The organism is Photobacterium pectinilyticum (genome assembly GCF_024357955.1).
In the GTDB taxonomy this organism is placed as follows: Bacteria; Pseudomonadota; Gammaproteobacteria; order Enterobacterales; family Vibrionaceae; genus Photobacterium; species Photobacterium pectinilyticum.
Genome location: NZ_JANEYT010000009.1, coordinates 62,516 through 79,714, shown reverse-complemented (window position 1 = coordinate 79,714; position 17,199 = coordinate 62,516). Strand labels below are relative to the sequence as shown.

16 protein-coding genes are annotated in these 17,199 nt (G+C 47.3%); 10 read left to right on the top strand and 6 right to left on the bottom strand.

The genetic code is table 11. The features are described from left to right. Window positions 1-7: 7 nt before the first annotated feature. Together NHN17_RS06140 and NHN17_RS06135 are read right to left on the bottom strand one after the other, a co-directional pair. Window positions 8-1,084: an efflux RND transporter periplasmic adaptor subunit gene (locus tag NHN17_RS06140; RefSeq protein ID WP_255041252.1), complete on the bottom strand. Its 1,077-nt coding sequence runs from the start codon at window positions 1,082-1,084 to the stop codon at window positions 8-10. Between the two features lies 1 nt (window position 1,085). Next, window positions 1,086-2,162: an efflux RND transporter periplasmic adaptor subunit gene (locus NHN17_RS06135; RefSeq protein ID WP_255041251.1), complete on the bottom strand. Its 1,077-nt coding sequence runs from the start codon at window positions 2,160-2,162 to the stop codon at window positions 1,086-1,088. Between the two features lie 167 nt (window positions 2,163-2,329). On the opposite strand from NHN17_RS06135, the gene NHN17_RS06130 reads away from it, so the two are divergent. After that, window positions 2,330-3,055 carry a TetR/AcrR family transcriptional regulator gene (locus NHN17_RS06130; RefSeq protein WP_255041303.1) on the top strand — a complete coding sequence of 242 codons (726 nt, stop codon included), beginning with the start codon at window positions 2,330-2,332 and terminating at the stop codon, window positions 3,053-3,055. Window positions 3,056-3,134: 79 nt separating this feature from the next. Here NHN17_RS06130 and NHN17_RS06125 read toward each other — a convergent pair whose 3' ends face one another. Then, window positions 3,135-4,220 (bottom strand): AI-2E family transporter, encoded by a 1,086-nt coding sequence (locus NHN17_RS06125; RefSeq protein ID WP_255041249.1) that lies wholly within the window; start codon window positions 4,218-4,220, stop codon window positions 3,135-3,137. A 437-nt stretch (window positions 4,221-4,657) separates the two neighbouring features. Here NHN17_RS06125 and NHN17_RS06120 point away from each other — a divergent pair, with 437 nt between their 5' ends. The 3 genes from NHN17_RS06120 to NHN17_RS06110 all read left to right on the top strand — a co-directional run bounded on the left by NHN17_RS06120 (window position 4,658) and on the right by NHN17_RS06110 (window position 7,954). Then, complete coding sequence (locus NHN17_RS06120; RefSeq protein ID WP_255041247.1) at window positions 4,658-5,221, top strand: hypothetical protein; 564 nt, start codon at window positions 4,658-4,660, stop codon at window positions 5,219-5,221. A gap of 734 nt (window positions 5,222-5,955) precedes the next feature. Beyond that, entirely contained in the window at window positions 5,956-7,119 is a 1,164-nt protein-coding gene (locus NHN17_RS06115; protein ID WP_255041245.1) for a glutathionylspermidine synthase family protein, read from the top strand. Window positions 7,120-7,426: 307 nt separating this feature from the next. Then, on the top strand, window positions 7,427-7,954 hold the full coding sequence (locus NHN17_RS06110) for a glycine zipper family protein (RefSeq protein ID WP_255041243.1): 528 nt from the start codon (window positions 7,427-7,429) through the stop codon (window positions 7,952-7,954). A 7-nt stretch (window positions 7,955-7,961) separates the two neighbouring features. Here the strand turns inward: NHN17_RS06110 and NHN17_RS06105 are convergent, their stop codons facing one another. Further along, window positions 7,962-8,885: a LysR family transcriptional regulator gene (locus tag NHN17_RS06105; protein ID WP_255041241.1), complete on the bottom strand. Its 924-nt coding sequence runs from the start codon at window positions 8,883-8,885 to the stop codon at window positions 7,962-7,964. Window positions 8,886-9,071: 186 nt separating this feature from the next. Between NHN17_RS06105 and NHN17_RS06100 the strand changes: the two genes are divergently transcribed. The 3 genes from NHN17_RS06100 to def all read left to right on the top strand — a co-directional run bounded on the left by NHN17_RS06100 (window position 9,072) and on the right by def (window position 12,451). Beyond that, window positions 9,072-10,172 (top strand): HlyD family secretion protein, encoded by a 1,101-nt coding sequence (locus NHN17_RS06100; RefSeq protein WP_255041240.1) that lies wholly within the window; start codon window positions 9,072-9,074, stop codon window positions 10,170-10,172. Between the two features lie 3 nt (window positions 10,173-10,175). After that, window positions 10,176-11,741, top strand: coding sequence for a DHA2 family efflux MFS transporter permease subunit (locus tag NHN17_RS06095; protein ID WP_255041239.1), 1,566 nt, complete (start codon window positions 10,176-10,178; stop codon window positions 11,739-11,741). Window positions 11,742-11,908: 167 nt separating this feature from the next. Next, on the top strand, window positions 11,909-12,451 hold the full coding sequence (gene def, locus NHN17_RS06090; protein WP_255041238.1) for a peptide deformylase: 543 nt from the start codon (window positions 11,909-11,911) through the stop codon (window positions 12,449-12,451). A gap of 100 nt (window positions 12,452-12,551) precedes the next feature. Here def and NHN17_RS06085 read toward each other — a convergent pair whose 3' ends face one another. Further along, window positions 12,552-14,126, bottom strand: coding sequence for a cytochrome-c peroxidase (locus NHN17_RS06085; RefSeq protein ID WP_255041237.1), 1,575 nt, complete (start codon window positions 14,124-14,126; stop codon window positions 12,552-12,554). Window positions 14,127-14,581: 455 nt separating this feature from the next. Between NHN17_RS06085 and NHN17_RS06080 the strand changes: the two genes are divergently transcribed. Continuing rightward, window positions 14,582-15,097 carry a hypothetical protein gene (locus tag NHN17_RS06080; RefSeq protein ID WP_255041231.1) on the top strand — a complete coding sequence of 172 codons (516 nt, stop codon included), beginning with the start codon at window positions 14,582-14,584 and terminating at the stop codon, window positions 15,095-15,097. A gap of 156 nt (window positions 15,098-15,253) precedes the next feature. Here NHN17_RS06080 and NHN17_RS06075 read toward each other — a convergent pair whose 3' ends face one another. Beyond that, window positions 15,254-15,451: a hypothetical protein gene (locus NHN17_RS06075; protein ID WP_255041230.1), complete on the bottom strand. Its 198-nt coding sequence runs from the start codon at window positions 15,449-15,451 to the stop codon at window positions 15,254-15,256. A gap of 146 nt (window positions 15,452-15,597) precedes the next feature. On the opposite strand from NHN17_RS06075, the gene NHN17_RS06070 reads away from it, so the two are divergent. Further along, on the top strand, window positions 15,598-16,365 hold the full coding sequence (locus NHN17_RS06070; RefSeq protein ID WP_255041229.1) for a hydratase: 768 nt from the start codon (window positions 15,598-15,600) through the stop codon (window positions 16,363-16,365). 223 nt (window positions 16,366-16,588) lie between these two features. Continuing rightward, window positions 16,589-17,188 (top strand): TetR/AcrR family transcriptional regulator, encoded by a 600-nt coding sequence (locus NHN17_RS06065; protein ID WP_255041227.1) that lies wholly within the window; start codon window positions 16,589-16,591, stop codon window positions 17,186-17,188. The last annotated feature ends 11 nt before the right edge of the window (window positions 17,189-17,199 follow it).

Below are 17,199 nucleotides of genomic sequence, written 5' to 3'. Positions count from 1 at the left end.
CTCAACTTCACAGGGCTTGCGCCTCTGTGGTCGCTTTTTCTAACAAGATCACGTCCATCCCATCGCGTAATTTACGCAAACTCGATGTCACCAAACGATCCCCCTCGTTAATACCGCTGCTCACGATGGCACCGTGGTTATTGAGCTGGCCAATCCCCACTTCCATCTTGAAAGCCTGGTTACCCTCAATCTTCCAAACAAAAAACTGGCCATCTTCGCGACCCGCTTCAATTGCGGTCATAGGAAGCTGGTAGCCTTGCAGGGTACTCAGGCCAGCTGCGGCCATATCAACACGCAATGACACACTGGTGCCCGGTAAAATGGCAGGGGTGCGCTGAGGCATTTCAAACCACATACGGTAGGTCTGACTTTGGGGCTCCAGCTCACTGGTGTGCTCAAGATAGTTCACCGGATAAGTTTGCGACTCCGTCCCGAAACGTGCCATTGGCTGGTAATTACGGTTCGTTTGCAGCGGGTTAAGCATGGCCAATACGTTATCGGACACGGCAATATTGATATAAAGCAGATCATCTTGGTACAGGCTGACAACGGCTTCTCCCGGAGACACTGCCTCATAGGACTCTTTCGGCACATTGGCTACCACACCGTTGAACGGTGCCACCAAACGGGTGTAGCCCAAACGTCGTTCAGCCGAATCAAAATTCACTTTTGCCAACTTGTGGTTAGCAGATAATTCATCAAGCTCAGCTTTAGAGACCATTTTTCGCTCGAACAACTCACGGCCACGCTTCAGCTGCTTGGTAGCTAGCTGAAACTGCACCTGCGCATCATTGCGCTGCTGCTCAAACTTATCAGCATCCAGTTCAGCCAGTAACTGGCCTTTCTTGACCTGTTGGCCTGATTTAACCAACACACGCTGCAGCTCTCCCTCAACACGGAAAGCTAGCGGGGTGTTTTCAGCCGCTTCAACCTGTCCCTTAAAAGAGCGGAACTGGCTGGTAACCGGTTTATCAACCATCAGAGACGAAACAGCAAGGGGAGCGTTTTCCTGTTCCAGTGGCGGCTCTTGGCAACCAGCCAGCACCAACATCGAAAGTGCAGCTAGTGACATCTTCTTCAACATATTAGATACCACCCTCGCGTTCCCAAGCGCGTACTTGCTGCCCGGGTAACAAATCTTTCGCTCCGGCGATCACCACCATGGCACCCGGTGTCAATCCTGACGTCACCTCACCCTTATCGTTCAGAACGACTTCCAAGGCATCGACAACACCTGTCGCAGGATCAAACTGCCACAGTGTCCCCTGGCCATTTAGCTTCTCAACCCACGCACCTTCTGGCAGGCGCAACGCGGTTGCCAGTTCAGGTTTGGCAAAGTGCACTTGACCAGTCATGCCTGATAACAGGTTCATGGCTTCAGGACGGGAAAGGGTCACTTTCGCGGTATAGCTGTTGGTATCGGCATCTGGCTTGGTAGAAAGCTCTTTGAACTGGGCTTGGATCTGCTGGGCTGGCTGGTTATCCATTTCAACCCACACCGCGGTACTGCGGATAGACGATAAGCTCGACTGTTTCACAAACGGTACCGGCAAACTGAAACTGACATCCATCTCATCCACATTCTGGATATTCATCACCGGCTGGTTAGCACCAACGAACTGATTCTGGTTAACAAATTTCAGCGAAACGACACCGTTGAAAGGGGCTTTAATCAAGGTATGTTCAACATCGGTCTTCGCTTGCTCAAGGTTAGCAGCCGCCGCTTTGTAAGCCGTCTCGCGCTGGTCAAACTGATCAGTACTGATCAGCTTCTTGCCGTATAACTGTTTGGCGCGCTGAAACTGGCTTTGTGCCAGTTCAAACTCTGCCATCTTGGCATCAAAAGCCAACCGATAATCCTGATCATCCAAAACTGCCAGTACCTGACCACGCTCAACACGCTGGCCAACCCTTACAGACAGTTTTTCAATTTCTCCTGGCACCACGAATGAAAGCTGAGCGCGTTGCGTAGCTTCCAGCTTTCCAGGAAAGGCATTGCTCGCCTGATTTGCTGGGACTGGAATTTCCAACAATTTCACAGGCTTGACGACCTCTTGAGTTATTTCGGAGTTGGCTTGGTTACATCCGGCTAGGATGCTTCCCAGCAACACCAACGTTGCCACCCTGACAAATGGGGTGGACGTAATGGACGTTCCTTTCACAGGCGATTCTCTCTGAGTTTTATATTACACACCCGTGCAGTATAGGTTGATCTTGCCGTAGATCAAATATATTTTACAAGTGGACAGTAAATGTTTTTGTAGACACACAGATGACGCATCCGCGTTTTTTTGGTAAAAATGGCATGGGCTATGAAACTGATATAATGATGACAGAGAGAAAACAGGGCCGTCGCAGCGCACAGGCCGCCGAAGAAACCAAGCTGCTAATCATCAAGACCGCCGCAGAAATGTTTTGCGAGTTAGGTTACGAAAGGGTGTCACTGAGAAACATCAGCGAGCGCGCTGGTGTGTCGCACAGTTTGATCCGCCACCATTTCGGCAGTAAGGAAAAGATCTGGCACAGTATCAGTGACTGCCTGCAGGTTTACTTTCTGGGCTACATGTACAAGCTACTGGATGAAATACCTTCCGAGCTACCGAGCAACATTATTCTCTATCGCTTTATTACCATGTTGCTGGCCCAGCAGCTCGCTCACCCTCAACCAGTACAACTGATTGCTGATGGCGTTAGGCAAGGTGATGTGCTGATGGACTATTTCTTCGATAGCAACGGCGAACTTGAAAGTTTCGTCAATCAGCTTGTCGAGAACTGTAACCGGGACTGCCCGACCACACAGATAAAGGTATGGGAAATGAAGTGGCAAATGATGATGTATGCACACGGTGCCGCCAGCATGAAGCCATTCGTTTTGGATACGTGGGAAGGCGCCAGTGAAGAGCAGTGTTTGCTTAACCATTGGGAACTGTTTAACCAAACCATGGCAACCCAATTAAACATCTCTCCCGAAGAAATGCTACACCCGGAAAAACTCTCGGACATTCTTATCGATCTTCCTTGCGAATGGGGATGTGACAGCAGCATAGCAAACTAAACACAACCCAAGATTGAACAAAAAAGGTCAATACCATGGGTATTGACCTTTCTGTTTTTATTTATTCATTTTTGTTGGCTTAAACAGTAACCACTACAGGCAATGCTGTTTCGTTTCGTTCTTCTTCAGTATCCGCTGGTGAAACTGGCTCTGCCTGTTCAAGCCATGTCATCAGTAGCTTGTAACCCAGCCCCAGAACAACCGCACCAACGAATAACCCGATAATACCTGACATCATCATACCACCCAGCGCACCAAGCAGGATAACCAGCATTGGAATATCCACACCGCGGCCCATCAACATTGGCTTCAGCACGGTATCACTTGCGCTAACCAAAAGACCCCACACCATGAAGAGAACAGCCACGGTTGTTGTCTCGACGGCAAACAAGTAAGCCATCACCGGACCCAGCACCAAAATCGGTGGCAACTGGATAATCGCCAAAATCAATACTGCTAACATCCATAGTCCAGTCGCCGGGACACCTGCGATACCCATGCCTAACCCAGCCAGTACCGCCTGAATAACCGCAACACCAATGACACCTTGAACAACACTGCGTACGGTGGCAATAGACAAGCCTACATAATCTTCACCTTTCTCACCCAGTAGTCGAGCAGCCACTTTATTTGCCATGGCTTTACAGCGGCCAGAGTTGCTCATCACAACACCTGAGATAATAATCGAGATAATAAACTGAACGACGCTGCCACCCAAGCTACCAATCGCAGATAAGCCACTAGAAACAAACGCTTTCACTTGAGGTGCATAGGTTTCCAACGCCCCTTCCAAATTGGTTGCAGATAGGCTCCAAGCCTTATGCAGCGGCTCACCCACAACCGGTATTTCAGCGACCGACGCCTCTGGGTGCGGAATAGCTAATGTTCCGGCAGAGACCGATGTGGCAACTTCTTGGGTGGTTGTTACCACCGCACCGGAAAACCATACCGTCGGGACAATGAGTGCGGCTAGCGCTACCAAGGTGACCAGCATGCTCCCCTTGCCTTGGGAAAGGGAGAACCGACGTTGCAACCACTTAACTAACGGCATCAGAGCAATAGCAATAATGGCTCCCCAAACGATGGGGAGTAAAAATGGCTGCAGGACCTGATAGCAAGAATAAACAACCAGCAGCAATAACATTGCCTTGATAAAAGTATCCATCGAACTTTTGCCCGGGAGTGTTACTAAGAATTGTTGAGCGTTCACAATCAACCTCACAAATGGCTTTTTAATGACTGAAGGGCCCTCGCCCTGACTTGGTCAAATAGTAACCATTACTTTGTGAGGAAGCTTACCATTTCACGACAGGTAGCACTTTTTCGCCCCCTTGGTTGTTGTTCATTAATTCGTCAATTAGATTTTTTACTCTAATCAAAGGGCATACAATTCCTCTTGCATTCCTTCGGGATGTTCGTACCCATTACGTGAATTAGCGTCCGCCATTGGTACAAAGGTCTCTTACCCTCCAACCATCACTAACCAACGACTTAAAGAGACCTTTTTTTCTTTCACCCATTCAACATATTTTGGCCACTTGCTCTGGCAAGATGTGCTCTCCCCCGCTAACATCTGTCTACCCTCTAAAACAATGAATAATTATGCACAATAAAATGCTTCTAGTGGCAGCATTATGCAGCATGCCCGTATTAGCTGACGATGAGAGTTGGAAATCGTTAACCCCCAATGGGTGGATAACCACCATGACACATTGGTATCAAGACGATCCCCTTAGCGCACATGTATCAAAAGTCCAAGGATTAGACTTCAATACCCAATACACCGTATCAGCAAACATTGCCCACTCAGAAACCGGCGAGCAAAAGCTATATTTCAACTTTTTAAGCTTAAACAGCGACTATATGTGTGATCCACATCAGGAAGCCGACACCGTAATCATCAAAGTCAATGAGAATCCAATAAGGTTTCAGCGTTGGTGCATCCAAGATGCCACCTACAATGATTTTTATTTCTCCTCACTGACAGCACTCTCTTCTGAGGATGAAAACTACATACTTGAAACCCTTCACCAATCTCCAGATAACGTCAACTTCCAGACTGCTCAATTTGAGTTGAATTTTCCTGCAACCGGTTTTACCCAAGCTTGGAAGGCTTCTTTTGGCATGACAAACCTCTGGAATCCATCGGTTCAAGGTGTGCTTTAATCACAGTTCGCTAGAAAATAACAATAGGCCAAGCGAAGGGCTCCAAGTCTAGCAACAGCCTTCCATGACCCATTATTGAAATACGGCGATCAAGTATTAGCACTGGAAAAATCGTTGTTATCAAGGCAGATATTGCAGTAACTAGTGGCTCTAATTACAAAATATCTAACGCAGAGAACAGCGATTTTAACCAGCAAGACTGATCAAATATTTATGTAGGCTGGTATAAGGAGCAGTATGGTGTTGCTTGTCCGCTTGCGAGCGGGCAGCAAAGAAATCGGAGGAAAGAAGGAAGAAAAAAATGGGTAAGCACCAAGTTAAAGCAAAAGGTTGGATGGCCAAATGGCTACTCAAGGAACGGTGAACAATAACTATTTACCGGTAACTTACCCGAACGATTATTTGTAGTGATGTTAAACCTTACAGGTACGAAGCATGCAACCTGAATTTAACGAGGGCTACTATACCCCGCCAGACACACAAAGATGTGACATATATCAATCTAGCTTGCGTAAATGACGTACCGGGGCCAGAGTGTGTAACGAGATGATAATAGCGGTAAATAAATACCATAAAGCATCAGCTTGTTTATATTTTAACTCACCCGCGCCATGATTTTCCCGCTCACCACGCCAATGGTGCCGTGACTCTAAAATTTCATCACTCGTCTCTTTTCTTCGCCTCACTCCATGCCATACTGGCCCAAAGCTTCATCGCATAGTTCAGGAAAATACATGTTAAGGATCAACAGCAAAGAGCGCCTTCATTGGCGGGAGTTAGCCAAAGAATACGGGTTCGGCTTCCACACCATGTACGGCGATCCCTACTGGGACGAAACCGCCTATTACCAATTCACCTTAGAACAAATAGAGCGCGATCTGGAAGATCCGACAGAGGAAATCCATCAGATGTGTCTGGAGATCGTCGACGAAGTTGTCGCTGACGAATACTGGTTGCGGCGGTTCCAAATACCAGAAGCGATGTGGCAACCGATCCTGGATTCTTGGCGTAGCCGAGAGCCTTCACTCTATTCCCGACTCGATTTTGCCTATGACGGCACCGGCTTTGCAAAACTGTATGAAAACAATGCCGATACCCCAACCTCACTTTATGAAACCGGATTTTGGCAATGGTTGTGGCTAGAAGACATGGTCAATAGCGGGGCAATCCGCCGTGATGCTGATCAATTCAACTTGCTACAGGAGTTGTTGATAGAGCGCTTCCAAACTCTATCGCGCCAGCAACCGGGGCAAACCCTGCACTTTTCCTGCTGCAAAGATACCGTTGAGGACAGGGGCACGGTGCAATACATGGAAGACTGTGCCAAAGAGGCGGGTTTATCCACCGCCTTTGTGTTTATCGAAGATATCGGGCTCAACGGTAAAAAAGAATTTACCGACATGACCGACAAACCCATTCGTTGGATGTTCAAGCTCTACCCATGGGAATTCATGCTAAGAGAAGAGTATGCCAAATACCTGCCATCCAACTCGATAAACTGGCTGGAGCCAATGTGGAAGTCGGTACTGAGTAACAAGGCGTTACTGCCTATGTTGTGGCGCAAGTTCAAAGGGCACCCGAATCTACTTCCAGCTTTCTTTGCCGATGATCCCGGCCTTGGCGAGCTCAAGGACTATGTGATTAAACCGATTTTCGCCCGCGAGGGTGCCAATATCACCATCGTCGAAAACGGCAAGCAGACCTTACGCGTCGACGGCCCTTATGGGGACGAGGGCGTGATCTATCAGGCCTACCACCCGCTGCCGAAATTCAATAACGCTTACACTCTGATCGGCAGCTGGCTGGTTGATGATCAAGCGGGAGGGATATCAATCAGAGAAGATAGATCTAGGGTGACCCAAGATATGTCACGCTATTTGCCGCATGTCATTTTGTAATTAAAAGGAACATATCACTTTTAAACCAGTAACGTCTAACTGGCACTGCAACTCAATGACAGCTACCGAGCCGGCAAGCGCAGTGCTATAACCTGCTCGGTGTCTCCTATCGCCTTCAACGTCGAATAACGACACCGTATGTAGCTATCGTTCTCAAACAATTTACATTGTAAATAATTTAGCCAACCCGCCAATTTATTGCTCTGTTAGCATTAAGAAACATAAAATAAAAAACACTGTATTGAAGATGCGGGGCTTTCCTCCTACCATAACGACCAACTGTCGATTGATATATGGTAATAGCCCGGTGAATAGACTTGCCCTGATCATCTGTACTTCATTGCTCTCTGCTTGTTCTTACAATGCCGCTCCGGTTGTGGGTTCCCACGATAAAACCGGGTTAGAGTACGAACAAGATTTAGCAGAATGCCGCCAAAAAACCCAGGAAGTCGATAAAGGTGAGGCCGTACGCACCAGTGCAGCCAATATGGCGTTGATCGGTACCGCAGCAGGGGCTCTGGGCGGAATATTGTCTGATGATGTGGGTATGGGGGAGAGTATGGTGTGGGGGCTCGCACTCGGAGCAGGTACCGGCGCTGCAGTAGGCTCGGTCAAAGCAACCCAAACCCAATCCTTGGTATTACGCCGTTGCATGGAGCTCAAGGGCTATGAGATCCTCGATGCCGAAGTGGATGATCTTGCCAAGGTTGATTTCAGCTCTGATGTAGATAGCAAGGACCAAACAGTCACAGGTTCACTCCACAAATCAATTAACAAACCGAACGACAAGCCAGTCAACAAAAAAGTCGACCTACAACAATACGCGGCAAACTGACAGCCCGCTAACGCGACTCGGCATCGATTGCGTGTTTTTTCACCCGTAGATCAAACTGCTCAACCAAATAATCCACCAGCACCCGCAATCGCTTAGGCATAAGTTTGCGCTGTGGATAGACCAAACTAAGCGGTATCAGAGGCATATCCCACTCTGGCAATAACTGGATTAATTCACCCGACGAGAAATGTTCACGGCAGATAAATTCAGGCAAGAGAGCGATCCCCAAACCATCGAGGCATGCCGACAGCGATGCCGTAATGGTATTGACCCTGAGGCGATATGGCAGATCAACACTCACCGCTTCCCCCTCGTGCATCAAATGCCAATTGGGGATTTTCACCGCCTTGTTATGGACCTTGATTTGGTGGTGCGGGGCTTTGAGATCCGCAGGGCTTACAATCATGCCATATTGCTCAAGATACTCAGGGCTGGCAACCAGTACCCGACGCGATTCAGTCAACTTTCTCGACACTAAGCTTGAATCATCCAATTCGCCGACTTGGGCATATAAATCGATCCCCTCCCCGATAACATCCACTTCACGGTTAGTCATTTCAACATGCAAAGAAACGTACGGGTATTGCTTCAAAAATGTATTCAATAAACCACCCAAAACTTGGTGCCCCAATTCGACTGGCATCACGACATACAGTCGGCCTCGGATCAAATCCTGATTGGCACTGACTTCAAGTTCCGCCTGACCCATAATCTCCAGCATCTGGATACAGGACTGATAAAACGCTTCACCTTCGGGCGTCAAAATCAAACTGCGGGTTGAACGCGTGATCAAACGCACGCCAAGGTGCTCCTCCAGCTCCGCAACTTTTCGGCTAACAGTCGATTTGGTTATATCTAACACATCGGCAGCTTGTGTAAAGCTACCACAGTCAACAACTTGTGAAAAAATCGCTACCGAATTCAAGTCCATCACAACCCAGCCTTCTGCCTATTAGTAAGATTAGTGCAACACTGTTTCCCTTTTTTCCTATCTTATCAACCAATCGATATCATTTACAATTTGACACACTTTCCTAAAGCCAATTCTTATAAGCCCATATTATTCCCGCAGAGAACCTGCAGCTTGATATCACTTGGGTATAAAAACGAGGGTAAAATGACCGAACAACGCCAAGCTTCCAAAGCCGATTCGCCAAGCAATTCACCAGCAGAAACAAACGCGCTTCCCAAACGTAATAAGAAAAAAGCGCCACTGATCGCTACCTTGATCATGCTTTCGCTAGGCGCACTAGGCAGTGGCTACTGGTTTGGCTATGGCCAATATTTCGAATCAACGGATAATGCCTACCTACAAGGTGATATCACCAACATCAGCCCAAAAATCAGTGGCTATATCACTAAATCTTTTGTCTCTGATAACCAGCAAGTAAAAACCGGTGATCTGCTGGCAAAAATTGACGACCGTGATTTCAAAGCAGCATTGGATCAGGCCAAGGCGAATTTAGCTGTCAGCCAAGCGGCTATCGACAACCTTCATGCCCAAGAGCAATTACAAAAAACCCAAATCCGTCAGGTGCAAAGCCAAATTGCCTCAGCGAAAGCCGAATTCGATCGTGCCAAACAACAAGTGACCCGCACCCGCAGCCTGCTCAAACGCAATTACTCATCACAAGATGAACTTGATAGCATGACCTCGCACCAGAAGGTCACCGCAGCACAGCTCGAAGAAGCCAATGCCAGCTACCAAGGCGCTAAAGATCAACTCGTGGTGATTGCCAGCCAGGTCAAACAAGCCGAAGCGGCTATGACCGAAGCACAAGCACAGCTTGAACAGGCCCAACTCAACCTTGCCTACACCAACATCTATGCACCTGTTGATGGCATTGTTGGCAAACGTAGCCTTCGGGTTGGCCTCTATGTTCAACCAGGTATGCCATTGATGAGTTTGGTGCCGACCAGCAATGTGTGGATTGAAGCCAATTTCAAAGAGACTCAGCTGAGCGGGATCCATCAGGGCCAAAGTGTCACCGTAGAATTGGACGCCTTCCCCGGCCAACCTTTGCAAGGAGTGGTTGATAGCTTCTCACCGGCAACCGGGGCGAAATTTGCGCTATTACCGCCAGAAAATGCGACCGGTAACTTCACCAAGATTGTTCAGCGAGTACCGGTAAAAATTACCATTCCTGACCCACAAAACCTGAAAGGCAGGCTGATCCCGGGGTTGTCTGTCGTGGCGACTGTCGATACACGAGGCTAAGTCATGGGTGCAGAAATCACTACAAGCCAACAGCCATCGGCTGTTGAAAGCGAGGCGCTCCATGTTCCTCGCCGCCACTGGATTGCTCTGTTCGGCGGCTTAATTGGCGCCTTTATGGCGATTTTGGATATCCAAATCACCAACTCCTCGCTCAAAGATATTCAGGGGGCACTGTCTGCCACACTGGATGAAAGCTCGTGGATTTCCACCTCCTATTTAGTGGCTGAAATGATCGCGATACCGCTCAGTGGCTGGTTATCAAAAGCACTGGGCAAACGCCGGTATTTAACATGGACGACAGTGATTTTCACCCTGTCATCCTTCCTCTGCTCATTGTCATGGAACATGAGCTCAATGATTGTGTTTCGCGCCATGCAGGGCTTCAGCGGCGGCGCATTGATCCCATTGGCCTTCTCGCTGGTCATACAACTACTGCCAATCCAAAAGCGAGCCGTCGGGATGGCGTTGTTCGGTGTGACTGCCACCTTCGCTCCGTCTATCGGGCCGACTTTCGGTGGCTGGCTAACTGAAAACCTATCATGGCATTACATTTTCTATATCAACATCCCACCAGCGATCTTGGTGATTTCGATGATCCGCTATGGCTTGGATGACGAACCGCTCAATCTCGGCTCCTTGCTCAAAGCCGACTGGTTCGGGATTGTTACTATGGCCCTTGGACTGGGGTGCTTGGAAGTAGTGTTGGAAGAAGGCAATCGCGAAGAGTGGTTCAGCTCGAGTTTTATTATCACTCTGGCAATCATCTCCGCCGTCAGCTTGGTCTATTTCGTCATCAACGAGCTGCAGCACAAAAAACCACTGGTTAACCTGCGTTTGCTGCGCGAAAGGCAGTTTGCCATGTCGTGTCTGGCCTATTTGATCCTCGGGATGGCGCTGCTCGGTTCGATTTATGTACTGCCGCTTTACCTCACTCAAATCCAGCGCTACAACGCGATGGAAATCGGTGAAGTATTAATGTGGATGGGCTTCCCGCAATTACTGCTGTTCCCCATCGTGCCTAAGTTGGTCCAGTTCATCAAACCTAAGTATCTGGTCACCTTTGGCTTTGCCATGTTTGGCGTGAGCTGTTACGTCAACACCCATATGACCGTCGATTTCGGCGGCCAACAGCTGATCCTATCTATGGTGCTACGTGCCATCGGTAGCCCATTTATCATGGTGCCTTTGTCATTGGTAGCGATGAAACATATCAGCAAAGCCGATACGCCTGATGCATCGACGCTGACCAATGTCATGCGTAACCTCGGCGGTGCATTCAGCATTGCGATTATTGCCACCCTGCTGGATAACAAAACCCGGGAGCACCTCGGACACATCAAGGAGTCTCTACCCAGTGTCAGCAACAATGGCTGGCAACAGATGCTGCAGCAAATTGATTTCTTCATCAAGGCGGGGAGTGATGCAGGCACCGCGATGCAACAAGCTCAGGCAACTCTGCTATCCACCATGCAGCGTGATGCGGCTATTATGGCTTACAACGATGTGTTCCTGATGATGACAGCCTTCCTGGCTTTCGCAGCCGTGCTGATCATGTGTATGGATGATTGATACGAGTAACTAAGCCCACGTTGTTAAACGGCAAGGCTCCCCGACTCAATAGGCTCTTTACAGAGCCTATTTGCTGACACAGCATTACCCGCCATTCATCAGCCCCGTCCTATTACCATTTTCCCTTTGCCCTCTATTCACATCGGTATATGCTTTACGGAGAAACCGTGAAAAGGACTAGCACCATGGAAACGCTCACCATCGCCCAGCTTGGCAACCCTATCTTGCGCGAACATGCCTCGCCACTTTCGGCAGCCCAATATCAGGAGTTAGCCCCATTCTTTACGGCGCTACAACAAAAGATGCTTGAGCATAATGGTGTCGGTATTGCTGCGCCGCAGGTCAGTGAATCTATTCGCGCGTTTATTGTTGCTTCCTGCCCGAATCCACGCTATCCCGACGCGCCGATGATGGAGCCGACCTTGATGCTCAACCCGGAAATTACCTGGGCGAGCGATAGCATGGAAAAAGACTGGGAAGGCTGTCTGAGTATTCCGGGGATCCGCGCCTTAGTTAACCGTCACTCCCATATCGAGGTACGCTACGACACCCTCGAGGGCAAAGAAGTCAAAACCCAGATGGAAGGCTTTATTGCCCGCATTTTCCAGCATGAGTTGGATCATCTCAATGGCTTAGTTTTTCTTGATAGAGCCGAAAAAACTGATTACTACACCGAGGTTGAGTATCTAAAACGGATATCTCAGCCATAAATTGCTAGCCCATTATTTTTAAAGTAGTCCCAAGTAAAACACCCAAGCGACAACTGCCGCTTGGGTGTTATTCATTATTAACAAACTTAACGTCTGTCCGTTAGAATCGTCCGAAAGAGAACTTATCAGCAAATGGGTCTTTAGGCTCTGGCTCCTGTGGGAAATGAGAACCACCACCCAAGGTGCTGTGCTGCATACGTTTTGGATCCATGATGTGTAGTTTGTAACGGCTCGGTTTGGTTGGGTGACTCTGATCACTTAACGTTTTCAGGTAAGCAACAACCGCCTGCTCCTCATCCTTGGTCAAACCGAGGTTACCAACACCAAACTGGGCAAATATGAAGGTCTGCATATGCTCTGGTTCTGGCCAGCAGTCATTATCTATCGCTTCCTCAACAGTAGGTTTGTCCATCTGGCATCTTTCTTTAGAGGCTACTGCATCTACGTTTGCTGTGTTGTAGAAATGAACGAGTTGCTCCAGAGATTTAAACCAACCATTATGGGTATACGCTTTGACAAAACCGTCATGAGGGCGTTTATCCACGTTACGTAGAGTTGGCACCTTATGCTGCCCTTTGTTGAAAGGGTTATTAGTCGTAAACATCAAGCCATCATCTGGATTGGGATCACCAGGGATTTCATGATTACGGGGCACACCAATATTGAAGTACCTATCATTGGTGTAGCGTTCAAGTTTCCCTTCACCTTGGTCGTTGCCACTCTGATGACAGAAAGCACAACGAGCACCTCCAAAGAAGCCTTGTTGCGGAGTTCGATGATCTCCCGGTGTACCAGGCCCTCTAATTCCATAGAATAGATCATGACCTAAGTTTTCTTGGTCAGTAAATCCATCCAATGGGAATTTACCATCTGCATCATTTTTAAGGGCGATATCCCGTTTAGAATCAAAGCGGTTATTATCACTAGACATTTGCCAAGCAGCAATGGCGACCGCAAACTGAGCAAAGACTTTATCAACGTTTTTCTTACCACATTTCAGATCTTTACCCCAGGCGAATTTATACAGCTGCTCACCCCACTCAGTGTCATCTCGTACCTGAACACAAGTTGACTTTTTGGTGGGTTCTTGCTGCTCAACCGGGTTAATAAAAGGGCTGGCATGCGCCTGATCCGCCAATGGACCAATATATTTACGATACATATCCTCGTATTCACTGCTAAGACCGGCAAAAACATTGATGCCTTCGTCTTCTATCATACCGCCCTTGGCTCGACCGTTCCAAAATGCGCCCCCACAGGGTGCGCGAGGTGCACCTGGTGCCGCAGGTTCACAGGAATCATTAAAATCATTTACCCCTTTTTTGCTCCATGCTTGCTCATAATCCAAGAACTGTAAATACTGGTTATTAGGCGGCTTTAAGGCTCCGATACTGACGCCGTCTGACGCCCTTACTGCAACTTCTGTGTTGTTAATATGTGAATCGCCATTCGTCCCACCAGCAGACCCCTCATGACAAGTTGCACAAGACATATTGTTATTTAATGAAATATTTTCAAAATATAAACGCTTACCTAACTCTTCAAGATATGTCATGTCCTCCGCTGCAGCATTACTAGAAAAGACAGTGGCACTCATGATGCCTAAGAAAAATGGAATAGATATTTTATCTACTCCCTTATTATTTTTTATATACCTAGCCATGTTAATACTCATCAAAAAGCTCCAACTACTTATATTTTTATAATTAAAGCGGATAACTTCATTCTACAAAGTCAGTTTTAATCGATTCAAAATGAAAAGCTTAATTATTAACATCTAAAATAATCGAAATCTCCTTAACAGATACATTTATATCACCCACAAAAAGTGTAAGTAATTTTTTGCTAGAAACATTTCTCAAGAACAATAAAAAACAATAAAAACAACAGGTATAAAAACCCAAAACTAAGATATGTCTCATATTCTCACAGGGATTTTATGGATTATTAGAATTGATTAATTGCAGTGATTAACATACCTTTATGTATGAGAAAGATAACCATTGTTAATTAGTGGCTAATATAAAAAATTAAAACTATAACGATAATAGTTACCATTAAATCTCGAGGCTAAAAACAATAACTCAAGTTACATGCCTATACTGATAATAATGCTAAATTTGGAAGATAATGAGTAAGGGTCAACAGGGAGAAACCACTATGCAATACCATGTCCATACCTTTAGGAATGCACTTGTTACCATCATAGAAACCCAATCTTACCGCTATTGCGATCTCCCTCGTTGGCAAGAGCTCAATGCTTTCCCGTTTGGCTCTTGTGATTTAGCCAACAACATGCTGGCGATGTATTTGAGAGAACAGGGCTATAATCCGAAAGTAATGTGGTGCAGGAATAACCTCTCTGACTACCCAGAGATTCTCAGTCATGTTTGGCTCGAAGTGGACAATAAGTTTGTTGATATTACCATCAACCAGTTCCCCCGGCTTATTCGAGAACGAGTACATATTGTGAATAAATACGATATTGGCATTCTGAATGAAATTTATTTTCATTGCCGTAGTAGTGGCCAATTTGAAGAAAGAGAGGTCGATCTACGAAATAATGCCGGATGTGGCGATGCGATATATCAAGCAGTGTCAAAGCTCGCTCGAGAATTGTTATTTATTCACGGTAAGAATAAATAGCTGAATATTTATCATACAAAAATGGAGGCGAGATTTCGACATGGCAGACCGGAGCCAAAAATATTACCTTCGGCACGGTTTCAAACAGCCTGCGGACTGCCTTTTTGTGTCCTCAATTCTGGAAGCATGATCAAGAGAGGGAACGACATCCCCCCTTTACTTCACCATCTTCTGCAATGCCCGCATATAAAACGCTAAAGGACCAGACAGCATATCAACCTTGAGTTCATTGCCAGATTGGCAGCTCATCGCCAAAGCATAGCCATGCAGGTAGTCAGCCAGCATCGAGAGAGCATTTTGCCGCAATTCAGTATCTAGCGATAGGCATACCGGGTGCAGCAGTACGCATTCCACCTACGAATACAAACGAAACGACAGCCAATGACGTCGATTGGGAGCGACTAAATTGTTTATGACAAATATTCCACTTCCGAGTAGTTTCACTACCCAGAGTTGGTAAATATCGATATTATCTATGGATAAACCAAAGGTAATACAATATGACTATTATGAATTTTGAACTAGCAGCTACCGAACTACTAAACCGTCGAGTACCAGGTACCAAAGCACCACGCCTTGACGAGCAGCAACGTCCAGCCAATGTGGATGATGCTCTGCAAATCCAATCGTCAATGATTGACCAACACAGCGACAAAGTGGGTGGATGGAAGTGCTTACTACCGCTTTCAGACGACAAGTTTGTGGTTGCACCAATTTTTGCTGAGACTATTCAACAAGGCGAAAGCTGTGAGCTGTTTGCCGATAACAACGCAGTGCGTATTGAGCCTGAAATTGCTTTTATCCTAAACGCTGATCTGCCAGCTAACCCAGAAGGTTACAGCGAAGAGCAAATCAACGCGGCAATTGGCCCATGCCATATGGCACTGGAGTTGATGCAAGCTCGCTTTGCCGATGACAGCGGTGCGGAATTCTTTGAGAAACTGGCTGATTGCCTAGTTAACCAAGGCATGTTTATCGGTCCTGAAATTGAACGCGAAAAAGCGTTTGCCGCCGCTAAGATTGACATCACTGTAACGCAAGGTGAGCAAGTACAAACTTTCGCAGGCGTGCACCCTAATACTATGCCGCAGAATCCTGTGTACTGGCTGATCAACTATATGACCCGCCGCGGCATGCACTTCTCTGCAGGCGAAGCCATTATCACCGGTTCGTACTGCGGTATTGTTGAAGTCGAGTTTGATAAACCAACGACGATCAAATACGACGGCATTGGTGAGTACCAAGTGACGTTCGTTGAAAAAAAATAACCACATAGGGACAATGATCAAGCTTCTTGTTTAAGCCTTGATCATTGTTCCGGTTTCGCTAGTGCAGAACCACAAACGACGCCTTCATCACCTTGTTGCGACCAATCGCTTAATCACAATCTCAACCATACCGAAACTACCTTCTGACAACAGCAGATTAGACTTGAGCCGCGGTTACGCTTAAAATTGAACTATCGTTCACTTATTAGGCTGGAAACTCATTATGGCAAACCATGCAAAATTTGACCGTCAGCAAGTCATCGACAAAGCCACGAGCCTGTATTGGGAAAAAGGGTTTCACGCTACGTCTATGCGCAACCTGCAAGACGTGATAGATATGCGCCCAGGCAGCATTTACGCCGCCTTCGGCAGCAAAGAGGGGCTGTTCAAAGAAGCCCTGCAACACTACACCGAACAAGGGGTCGCGAAGTTGGCAGCTTGCCGGGCTAATAGTGCATCGCCTGTGGCAGCGCTGAAACTGTTCATGGAGCAGCTGGTGATCAACACCCAGCAAGGGGCACCGAGCGGCATGTGCATGCTGGCCAAAACCGTGGCCGAGCTCACCGGCGAGCATGAAGAATTGCTGCAAGAGGCCAAGCGATCGTTCCGCAAGATGGAAAGTGAATTCGAAAAGCTGATCGTCGAAGCCCAGGAGCTGGGTGAGATTGACAAAGAGAAAGACCCGCACCAACTGGCACGCCATATCCAGGTACAGATCTCAGGGCTTCGCACCTATGCCCGCGTCAACGGCTCGGATGACGATGAAAATGGCACTCCGCTAAAACAAATGATTGAGGATGTGTTCAACCACTATCCGTTCTAGGTGTGAACTGG

Bases quoted from the DNA above. Each gene is read 5' to 3' on its own strand.
- NHN17_RS06120 (WP_255041247.1), top strand. From the start codon at position 4,658: ATGCACAATAAAATGCTTCTAGTGGCAGCATTATGCAGCATGCCCGTA.
- NHN17_RS06070 (WP_255041229.1), top strand. From the start codon at position 15,598: ATGACTATTATGAATTTTGAACTAGCAGCTACCGAACTACTAAACCGT.
- NHN17_RS06115 (WP_255041245.1), top strand. From the start codon at position 5,956: ATGTTAAGGATCAACAGCAAAGAGCGCCTTCATTGGCGGGAGTTAGCC.
- NHN17_RS06140 (WP_255041252.1), bottom strand. From the start codon at position 1,084: ATGTTGAAGAAGATGTCACTAGCTGCACTTTCGATGTTGGTGCTGGCT.
- NHN17_RS06095 (WP_255041239.1), top strand. From the start codon at position 10,176: ATGGGTGCAGAAATCACTACAAGCCAACAGCCATCGGCTGTTGAAAGC.
- NHN17_RS06130 (WP_255041303.1), top strand. From the start codon at position 2,330: ATGACAGAGAGAAAACAGGGCCGTCGCAGCGCACAGGCCGCCGAAGAA.
- NHN17_RS06125 (WP_255041249.1), bottom strand. From the start codon at position 4,220: ATGGATACTTTTATCAAGGCAATGTTATTGCTGCTGGTTGTTTATTCT.
- NHN17_RS06085 (WP_255041237.1), bottom strand. From the start codon at position 14,126: ATGAGTATTAACATGGCTAGGTATATAAAAAATAATAAGGGAGTAGAT.
- NHN17_RS06080 (WP_255041231.1), top strand. From the start codon at position 14,582: ATGAGTAAGGGTCAACAGGGAGAAACCACTATGCAATACCATGTCCAT.
- NHN17_RS06105 (WP_255041241.1), bottom strand. From the start codon at position 8,885: ATGGACTTGAATTCGGTAGCGATTTTTTCACAAGTTGTTGACTGTGGT.
- NHN17_RS06100 (WP_255041240.1), top strand. From the start codon at position 9,072: ATGACCGAACAACGCCAAGCTTCCAAAGCCGATTCGCCAAGCAATTCA.
- NHN17_RS06065 (WP_255041227.1), top strand. From the start codon at position 16,589: ATGGCAAACCATGCAAAATTTGACCGTCAGCAAGTCATCGACAAAGCC.